This is a genomic window from Pseudostreptobacillus hongkongensis (genome assembly GCF_001559795.1).
Taxonomy (GTDB): domain Bacteria; phylum Fusobacteriota; class Fusobacteriia; order Fusobacteriales; family Leptotrichiaceae; genus Pseudostreptobacillus; species Pseudostreptobacillus hongkongensis.
This window is the reverse complement of sequence record NZ_LOHY01000131.1, coordinates 1-5,434: the sequence shown is the minus strand read 5'-3', so window position 1 is coordinate 5,434 and position 5,434 is coordinate 1. Positions and strand designations below refer to the sequence as shown.

At 22.5% G+C, this 5,434-nt stretch carries 5 protein-coding genes; all 5 read right to left on the bottom strand.

Annotated features, from left to right (window positions below):
- Positions 1-282: 282 nt before the first annotated feature.
- The 5 genes from AYC59_RS06485 to AYC59_RS06470 all read right to left on the bottom strand — a co-directional run bounded on the left by AYC59_RS06485 (position 283) and on the right by AYC59_RS06470 (position 5,377).
- Positions 283-1,155: a formylglycine-generating enzyme family protein gene (locus AYC59_RS06485; protein ID WP_066896612.1), complete on the bottom strand. Its 873-nt coding sequence runs from the start codon at positions 1,153-1,155 to the stop codon at positions 283-285.
- A gap of 197 nt (positions 1,156-1,352) precedes the next feature.
- Positions 1,353-1,523 (bottom strand): hypothetical protein, encoded by a 171-nt coding sequence (locus AYC59_RS07830; protein ID WP_156445512.1) that lies wholly within the window; start codon positions 1,521-1,523, stop codon positions 1,353-1,355.
- 98 nt (positions 1,524-1,621) lie between these two features.
- Positions 1,622-3,379 (bottom strand): vWA domain-containing protein, encoded by a 1,758-nt coding sequence (locus AYC59_RS06480; RefSeq protein WP_066896608.1) that lies wholly within the window; start codon positions 3,377-3,379, stop codon positions 1,622-1,624.
- A 9-nt stretch (positions 3,380-3,388) separates the two neighbouring features.
- Positions 3,389-4,279 carry an AAA family ATPase gene (locus AYC59_RS06475; RefSeq protein ID WP_066896605.1) on the bottom strand — a complete coding sequence of 297 codons (891 nt, stop codon included), beginning with the start codon at positions 4,277-4,279 and terminating at the stop codon, positions 3,389-3,391.
- Positions 4,280-4,552: 273 nt separating this feature from the next.
- On the bottom strand, positions 4,553-5,377 hold the full coding sequence (locus tag AYC59_RS06470) for a WYL domain-containing protein (protein WP_066896602.1): 825 nt from the start codon (positions 5,375-5,377) through the stop codon (positions 4,553-4,555).
- Positions 5,378-5,434: the final 57 nt, after the last annotated feature.

Sequence of the window (5,434 nt, the reverse complement as noted above, 5' to 3'; positions counted from 1 at the left end):
ATTGAAAATTTAAAGTACATTTTGAATACCTTAATCTTGACTTATTAAAAATATTATATTAATATGTTAAAAATTAAATTAAATAATTCTAATCATAGAAGAATAAAATTTACATAAAAAAGTTCACAGTCTCATTCATAAAAAATTCAGTAACTATATTTCATACAAAATATAATGTCAGTTATACATAAAAATAAACAATCCTACATTATAACCTTCCTCTCATATACTTCGTGTGGAGGAAGGTTTATTAACAAAATCAAAAATTAAAAATTATATACCTTACAGTGTTCTTACAACACGGAAACTACCATAACGAAGAGTATCGAATATAATACCAAAAAAAGAAACAGAGTGCGAGCGCGTATTATCAAAGAAACTACGGCGATGAGAGCCTCCTCTTAATACATGCTCCCTTTTAGATTCATCATAAATAAATCCCTTTTTTGTATACACATTTTGTTCCCACGTATCATAACACCATTCCCATACATCTCCACTACAATCATATATGCCTAACTGATTAGGTTTCTTAGTTCCCACATTTTTAAATTGATTATTCACTCCAACTATACCAACAGTATTACTTACTGAATAATTATAATCAAATGTATTGTTTTGTATAGCTACTTCTCCTCCTCTTGCAAACCATTCCCACTCAACTTCAGTTGGTAATCTAAATCCTTCAGTTTTTGAAAAATCTGCTTTTCCAGGAGCTACCTCTTTACCATCTAATTCTAATATTTTAATTGATAGCTTATTACGATTAATTTTATATACTGGTTTTAATCCATATTTTTTACTTAGTTTATTACAAAACTCTAATGCTTCCCAATATGTTATCTCTACTACTGGTGACATATCACCACTAGTATTTTTCATAATTCTATTCCATAAATTATTTGTTACCTGATATTTAGAAACTTCTAAATCTATGACTTTTACTTCATCTACTCTAAAACTTGGCTTATACTTACCTCCATTTACAACTACCATATCTTCAAATATTCCAGCCCCAGTTTTTTCCGTATTTTTTATAGACTTTATCTCTGATTTTACCTCAGTTTTTTTAGAATTTGCATTTATTTTTTTTGTTTTTTTATCTTCATTTATTTCTATTTCAATATCAAAAAGTAAATTTTTAATTTTAACCATTTAATCCTCCTTAATTATTTAAATATTTCAGTAACTGTATCAAATAAAATTATATTAAATTTATTTGGTAATATTTTTTTTTTTATTAGTTTTAACTTCTTTAGTTTCTTTTACTGTTTTAACATTTTATTCTACATTTACATTATTTGTTATTTATACCAAAATAATTAATTTGTATTTTCTTTCATCCTAATATCCTATATATTTATTATTTCATCACAATAACCTGAAATATGATTTGTATTTGAATATCCATAATAACTTCCACCAAATATTACAGTATAAACCTTTAAATTAAGTTTCTTTTTAGCCTTTTTTATCTTATTTTCTAATGAACTACTAATTCCACATTCACCATCAGTTATCATAAATATATCTGCAAATTGATATCCACCATCTTTTGTTACTATATCAATTGCTTCATTAAACGGTGTTTCAAAATCTGTTCCACCATTGTATCCTTGATCTATAAAATTAATAAACTTATTAAAATCATAGGCCTTATCAACTGAATAAACTTTTTTTCTCCATAACTTCCAAAAAGGATTACTTTCATATCTCTTTTATCTTTTTTTGCAATTTTAAAAGCATGTAATAATACTGCTCTTGATTTTTCTAAATAAGACCGCATACTTCCTGAAGTATCAAGCATTGCAACTATTGCACCTTTTTCTTCTTTCTCTTTTATAACTTTCTTTTCTTTTTCTAACATTTCATTACCTTGTAATTCATAGCATAATAATTTATTTTCTATATATTTATAGTAAAAAATATCTTCAATTTCTTTGTCAGCTAAATAAGCTAATTCTGTAGGTAATATTCTCATAATATCATTTCCTAAAGTAACACCATGAATATATTCTTTACCCATTTCGTTAAGTATTATTTCTTGTTCAGAAACACCTTCTTCTTTTTCTTTTTTTCTACCTATCTTTTCTATTATTCTATTTAAATTCTTATTATCTTTAAATAGTTTTAAAAGAGAAGTAAATCTTGAACCTAGTTTTTTGAATTCTCCAAGTGATAATCCCCATCCAGCATACATAGAATCAGCATATTTATTTAATTCGTTATATCCATCTATAATTTTTTTTATGTATTCTATTATCTCTTCCTTACCATCAAAGTTTTCTGTTTCAATAAGTTCTTTTAAATCAGATAATTTTTTTTCAGTTGACTCTAATTCTTCAACATCATCTATAGACATTTTTTTTACTTCAGCATCTATTTCTTTTAAATTTTTAAGTGCTTCTGATAAGTTTTTATTATTCTCTTGTTTATCTAATTGTTTTTGTTTAATTAACTTACGCTCTAATTCTTTTATCTCCACATCAGTTAATTCAATTTTTTCATTTATTTCTTCAATAGTGTTTAACTCATTTAATAATTCTATAATTTTATCTTCTTTTGTTATTTCACTTAATTTATTAAGTTGAGTATCATTATTTTTAAAATCATCATTTAAGATTTCAATTATGCTATCTTTAACTAAATTTTGAAATTTTTCTTCTAACTTTAAAGTATCATAAAATTCATAATTAGTATTTTTATCTTTAGTATACTCTTCTTTCTTATCAGATTCACTCAATTTTTCATTACTTCTATTTATTAAATCATTATACTTTTCTATATCTTCTTCTAAATAGGAACTTCTATCCAACATTATTGGTTTATTAACTTCTAATTTTAATTCATTAATTAAATTCTCTCTTATTTTTTTTAATTTATCAATTCTTTTTTTAACACCTTCTGATGTATCAAAAGTAGTAGTTCTATACCACTTTTTTACTCCAAAATCTCTAGATAAAACATTTTTAATTCCATCTAAATCATAAGCATTTGTATTATATCCCTTAACTTGTCCAAGTTTTTCATTCAAATATATAGAACTATTATGGTAAATCATACTATTACCATTATTTAAGTCTTCTGTAACTAACTCAGTTAAATTACTATCTTTAAAAACAGAATTAGAATTTAAATATGCAATATAGTACTCTATTAATTCAGGATATATATTCTTAGCTTCTATTTTAGGATTAATATTAAACTCATTTATAGTAATGTATTTATCGTCTGTAATACATACACCTATTTGATTTCCGTTATATATTATACTTCCTTTACTTATATTCTTTCTAGATATTAATTTTCCTGTATTATTTTTTATAATTTCAACTTTATCTAAAAGAATTTCTTCTATATTTTTTGTATTTTCACTCATAATATCTACCTATCTGTATAAAGCTTCTATTTCACTTTTAATCTTTATCCTATTTTTTTCTTTATTCCATAAACAGTTAGGCAAGAATACTAAGTCTACTTGCTCCACCATTTTTCTTCCATGTAAATATGCAGAAATTTTTAAAAGATGAATTATTTTCATTAATTTTCTATCAGATATACTTTCACCTTTATATCTAGGTATTATTATTGTTTTTATCTTTAATAATTTTTCTTTTACAACTTCAGATATTTCTATATTTTCAGATTCTTTATTAATTTTATCTATTTCTTCTAATGTAAACTTTAATTCTTCCGGTAATACAAATTCAGTTTTTTTCAAATCAAACATTTTTATTATTTGATCATAATCTTTTAAATAATCTACCATTATTCTAACTAAAAATCTATCATATAAAGCTGATAAACTCGCATCATCTTCAGGTAATTCATTAGATGCACCAACTATTGATACTATATTAGCTTTTTCTTTTTGATTACCATTATGATAAATTTTTTCATTTATTATTGTAAGTAACGAATTTAATATTGATGAATTTGCTTTAAATATTTCATCTAAAAATGCTACATTAACATTAGATAAATAACCATCTGTATTTCTCATAAATATATCTTTCTTTAAATTAGAAAGTGATATTGGTCCAAATAATTCTTCAGGTGTTGTAAACTTAGTTAATAAATACTCAAAATATTTACCATCTTTTATTACTTGACTCATTCTACGAGCAATTTCACTCTTTGCAGTACCCGGAGGTCCTACTAATAAAACATTTTCTTTTGATATTAAAGCAAATAATGCATATTTAATTATTTCTTCCTTACCAATAAGATTCTTTGATAATTCCTTTGATAATTTAGTGAATTTTTCTATCATTTCCATTAAACAACACTCCCTATTTTTAATTTTTATAAAAATTATATTTCAAATTATTTTAATTTAAACTTTAATATAAGTATTACGTTTTGTTATATTAATAGTGCTTACTTTATAAATATATGTATAAAAACAATATTCTCTAACATTACCTGAACAATTATATATATCTAAATAATTATTTTTTTCTTCCTACCTGAATATTTAAAACTAAAACTTACATTTGTTTATGTTTTTACGAATCAATTTTTTATATATTTATTTAATAATATAAATTTATTATTTATATAATTTTAACATTTCCATAATCTTTTCTTTTATTTTATCTCTTAATTCTTTAGGTTCTAATATTTCAACTTCATTATAAAATTGTGCAAAATATATTAATGCTAAAGGTATATTACATTGAAATACATGTATTCCTTCTTCTATTCTTAAAAGTTCTGGTTTATTTACATTAGCTACCTTATAAATCTCTTTACCTTTTTCTGTTAATCTTACCTTAATTTCATTTTTAAAAGATAGAAATGGATCAAAATTTTTCTTAATTTCCTCTACATATTCTTTATCTTTAATTTCATATTTTTCATTAAAATTATATATATCCTTAATATCTGATATTTTATAGCTTCTATAATCTTTAGATTCATCACAATAACAAAATAGATATGATCTTCCCTCTTTTTCATAAGAAATTATGAAATAAGGATCTACTTTTCTAAGTTTATTTTTATAATCTATTATAACTTTTTCTGAATTTAATATATACGATTCTAACTTATTAAATATATCTGAAAATAAAATTTTCTCTCTTATTGTCTTCAAATTATTTATATACTCAAAATATATTAATCTTAAATAATCTGAATTAGATTTTATTTCATTCTTTTTTAAACAATCAATAAATATAACTTCATTATGTTTATCTAAATTAAATTGTATTGACTTGTCACCTTTATATTTAAAATCTTTATTTTTAAATTCCTTATTCATATAATATTTTATAAGCCTATTACTTATACTTCCTATTTTTATATCAAAATATTCTGAATCACTAGAAATAATATCATATATATATTCTGGTATTTTAGTATTTACTTTCATTCTTATCTCCTTATTATCATTATTAAATATTATATATTTTTTGGTTCTTCACAAATA